Annotated in this window: 3 protein-coding genes; 2 read left to right on the top strand and 1 reads right to left on the bottom strand. The window is 74.4% G+C overall.

What is annotated here, in order from left to right:
• The first annotated feature begins 233 nt into the window (after positions 1 to 233).
• The gene (locus tag FNQ90_RS17745; protein WP_143620380.1) at positions 234 to 827 is read left to right on the top strand and encodes an acyl-CoA thioesterase; all 594 of its coding nucleotides are present in this window, start codon (positions 234 to 236) and stop codon (positions 825 to 827) included.
• Between the two features lie 75 nt (positions 828 to 902).
• Here FNQ90_RS17745 and FNQ90_RS17740 read toward each other — a convergent pair whose 3' ends face one another.
• Positions 903 to 1,853, bottom strand: coding sequence for a DNA-3-methyladenine glycosylase family protein (locus FNQ90_RS17740; protein WP_182607283.1), 951 nt, complete (start codon positions 1,851 to 1,853; stop codon positions 903 to 905).
• A gap of 429 nt (positions 1,854 to 2,282) precedes the next feature.
• Between FNQ90_RS17740 and FNQ90_RS17735 the strand changes: the two genes are divergently transcribed.
• Positions 2,283 to 3,035, top strand: a complete 753-nt coding sequence (locus FNQ90_RS17735) for a TIGR03089 family protein (RefSeq protein WP_182607282.1) — start codon at positions 2,283 to 2,285, stop codon at positions 3,033 to 3,035.
• The last annotated feature ends 48 nt before the right edge of the window (positions 3,036 to 3,083 follow it).

Below are 3,083 nucleotides of genomic sequence, written 5' to 3'. Positions count from 1 at the left end.
GTTCCGGATGAGGGGGACCGCCACGGCCCGCCCGCCCCCGGCCGTCGTCGGTCCACCCGTCGGGCCAGTTGTTCATGGCGGAAGTTTGCCCTCTCCCGGGCACGGCCGGACAGGGAGGGGGCCGAATGTGTCAGACCTGATGCACAACCAGGGGGCGCGCGGGAGTAAAGCCCGCCCCGGACGAGCCCCGGAGCGCGCATAGGCGCCCCGGAGCGCGCATAGGCTTGGTGACCATGACCGATCCAGTCACCGGCCCGTCGGCTCCCGGCGAGGGTGTCGCACCCGACACACCGGCCGAACCCGTTCATCCGCCCGGCAAACCCACGTCGGCCTCGCGCACCACGCTCAGCCACATCATGACCGCCAACGACACCAACCTCCTGGGCACGGTGCACGGCGGGGTCATCATGAAGCTCGTCGACGACGCGGCGGGCGCCGTCGCCGGACGGCACTCCGGCGGTCCGGCCGTCACCGCCTCGATGGACGAGATGGTCTTCCTCGAGCCCGTCCGCGTGGGCGATCTCGTGCATGTGAAGGCGCAGGTCAACTGGACCGGCCGGAGCTCCATGGAGGTGGGGGTGCGGGTCCTCGCCGAGCGCTGGAACGAGGCCACCCCGCCCACCCGGGTGGGCACCGCCTATCTCGTCTTCGCCGCCGTCGACGGTGAGGGACGACCGCGTCCGGTGCCGCCGGTGATCCCGGAGACCGAACGGGACCGGCGCCGGTACCAGGAGGCGCAGATCCGGCGCACCCACCGGCTGGCCCGTCGTCGGGCCATCCGTGAACTGCGCGAGCGACGCGCCGCCGAGGGCCTCGCCGACGACTGACACCCCGGACCCCGTGCCCGACGGGCCTCGCCCGGGAGCGATCCGACCCGGCGGCACCCGGTCCCGGGGCCGGGGTCACAGTCGGGCGATGTCCCAGTGCCGGCGGCGCGGTTCCCGGCGCGGTGGACGTCGTCCCGCCATCCGGATCAGCCGCGTCGCCCGGTACCGCTGGCCCGCGTAGGGCTCCAGCAGGGCCAGCATCCGGGCGTCGTCGGCCTCCCGTTCGCCGGCCAGTGTCCATCCCACCTGCGAGGGCAGGTGCAGATCGCCCACGGTCACCGCGTCGGGCTCGCCGTTGCTGCGCTGGAGGGTCTCGGCCGCCGTCCACGGGCCCACCCCCGGAACGGCGCACAGTCGCCGTATCGCGAGGTCCAACGGCATGGCACCGGCCTCCTCCAGCCTCGGCGCCAGCCGCACCGCGCGCAGGATCGTCGCCGAGCGCTTGGCGTCCACCCCCGCCCGGTGCCACTCCCACGACGGGATCAGCGACCACGTCCTTCGGTCGGGCATCACCCGCAGTCCCTCCGGCACCACCCCGGCCGGGCCCGGCGCCGGCTCACCGAACCGCAGCAGCAGCCGCCGCCAGGAGCGGAACGCCTCCTCGACGGTGATCTTCTGTTCCAGCACCGAGGGGATCAGGGACTCCATCACCAGTCCGGTGCGGATCAACCGCACGCCCCGGTGACGCCGCCAGACGTCGGCCACCGGGGCGTGGCGCGGGACGAAGTCGTCGGGACGGTCCCCGGCGCCGAGCAGGTCCGGCAGTCGGCGCAGCAGCCACTCCGCGCCCGGGCCCCAGGCGGTCGCGACCACCTCGCCGGCCGGGCCGTCGCCGCGCCCCGCACCGGCCGGGGCCGGGGTCTGCCGCAGGCGCACGCTCGCCGGCCCCTCCGGGGTGCGGGAGGCCCGCCACACGGTGCCGTCGCGCAGCGCCATCAGGGCGGGGTCGCGCGCCCCGCGGCCCATCACCTCCAGGCTGCGGCGCATGTCGTAGGGGCCGTCCGGCCGCCAGGTGCGTTCCGCCATGGCCGAACAGGCTACGCGGCCCCGTCAGGCGCGACCCCGTCCGGGGTCCCCCGGTTTCCGTCGCGCGGGAGGGGCCTGCTCACGGGGACGGGCCGGCTCCGGAGCCGGGCGATGGGGTTGCGCGAAGAGCGTCCCGACCGGGTTGGCGCGGACGTGGCCGGGGTGCCGCGAGGGTTCCTCGACGCCCCTCCCGGCCCGGACGGGCCGGGAGGCGACCGTGAACCCGTCGGACCCACCGAGGCGCCATGGGCACCCGAAAGGCATGAAAGGAATGAACGATGTGAAAGGTGCTTATCGGGATGTTGTGCGCATGCCCCGTCAGGTGTCGCCCCGACAGGTGACGCGAGGTGATGTCCGGCGGAGGGGAAGGGAGTCGACGCGCCTTTCGGGGCGCCGTCCCACGGGCCCCGGCGGCGTACCCTGGCGCCGATGAACACCACCGATCGCACCCCCGTCGACCTGCTGCGTTCCGCTCTCGCCGGAGACGCCGGCCGTCCCCTGGTGACCTGGTACGACGACACCACCGGCGAACGCGTCGAACTCTCCGTCACCACCCTCGCCAACTGGGTGGCGAAGACCGCCAACCTGCTGCGCGACGACCTCGGGGCGGAGCCCGGGGACCGTCTCGCCCTCCTGTTGCCCGCCCACTGGCAGACCGCCGCCTGGCTGCTCGCCTGTGCCTCCGCCCGGGTGGTCCCGGTCATCGGGGGGGACCCCGGTGACGCGGATCTGGTGGTGGCCGGCCCCGATCGACTGGAGGAGGCCCGGGAATGCAGGGGGGAACGGGTGGCCCTGAGCCTGCGTCCGCTGGGCGCGCGGTTCCCCGAGCCGCCGGAGGGCTTCATCGATTACGCGGTGGCCGTCCCCGGCCAGGGTGATGTCTTCGTCCCGGACGAGGAGTTGGAGCCCGGCGATGAGGCCCTGGTGATCGACGGCATCGGGTGGACCGCCGATCAGGTGGTGGAGGACGCGCGGATCGAGGCCGTCGAGATGGGCCTCGCGCCGGGTGACCGCGCGCTCTGCCGGCTGGAATGGAACCACCGCCGGGGGCTGTTCGCCGGCTTCTGGGCGCCGTTGGCGGTGGGCGGATCGGTGGTGATCTGTCGCCCCGGCGCGCCGATCGACGACGCGACCCTGGAGCGGCGCCGGGAGACCGAGCGGGTCACCCGCACCGTGGAGTGAGTTCCGGGAGAGGTCGGGGCCGGGGTCGGTCGGGACGGGTGTCCCGAC

The organism is Streptomyces alkaliphilus, from assembly GCF_014141535.1.
In the GTDB taxonomy this organism is placed as follows: Bacteria; Actinomycetota; Actinomycetes; order Streptomycetales; family Streptomycetaceae; genus Streptomyces; species Streptomyces alkaliphilus.
This window is presented reverse-complemented; position numbering and strand designations above follow the sequence as displayed.

Bases quoted from the DNA above. Each gene is read 5' to 3' on its own strand.
- FNQ90_RS17745 (WP_143620380.1), top strand. From the start codon at position 234: ATGACCGATCCAGTCACCGGCCCGTCGGCTCCCGGCGAGGGTGTCGCA.
- FNQ90_RS17740 (WP_182607283.1), bottom strand. From the start codon at position 1,853: ATGGCGGAACGCACCTGGCGGCCGGACGGCCCCTACGACATGCGCCGC.
- FNQ90_RS17735 (WP_182607282.1), top strand. From the start codon at position 2,283: ATGAACACCACCGATCGCACCCCCGTCGACCTGCTGCGTTCCGCTCTC.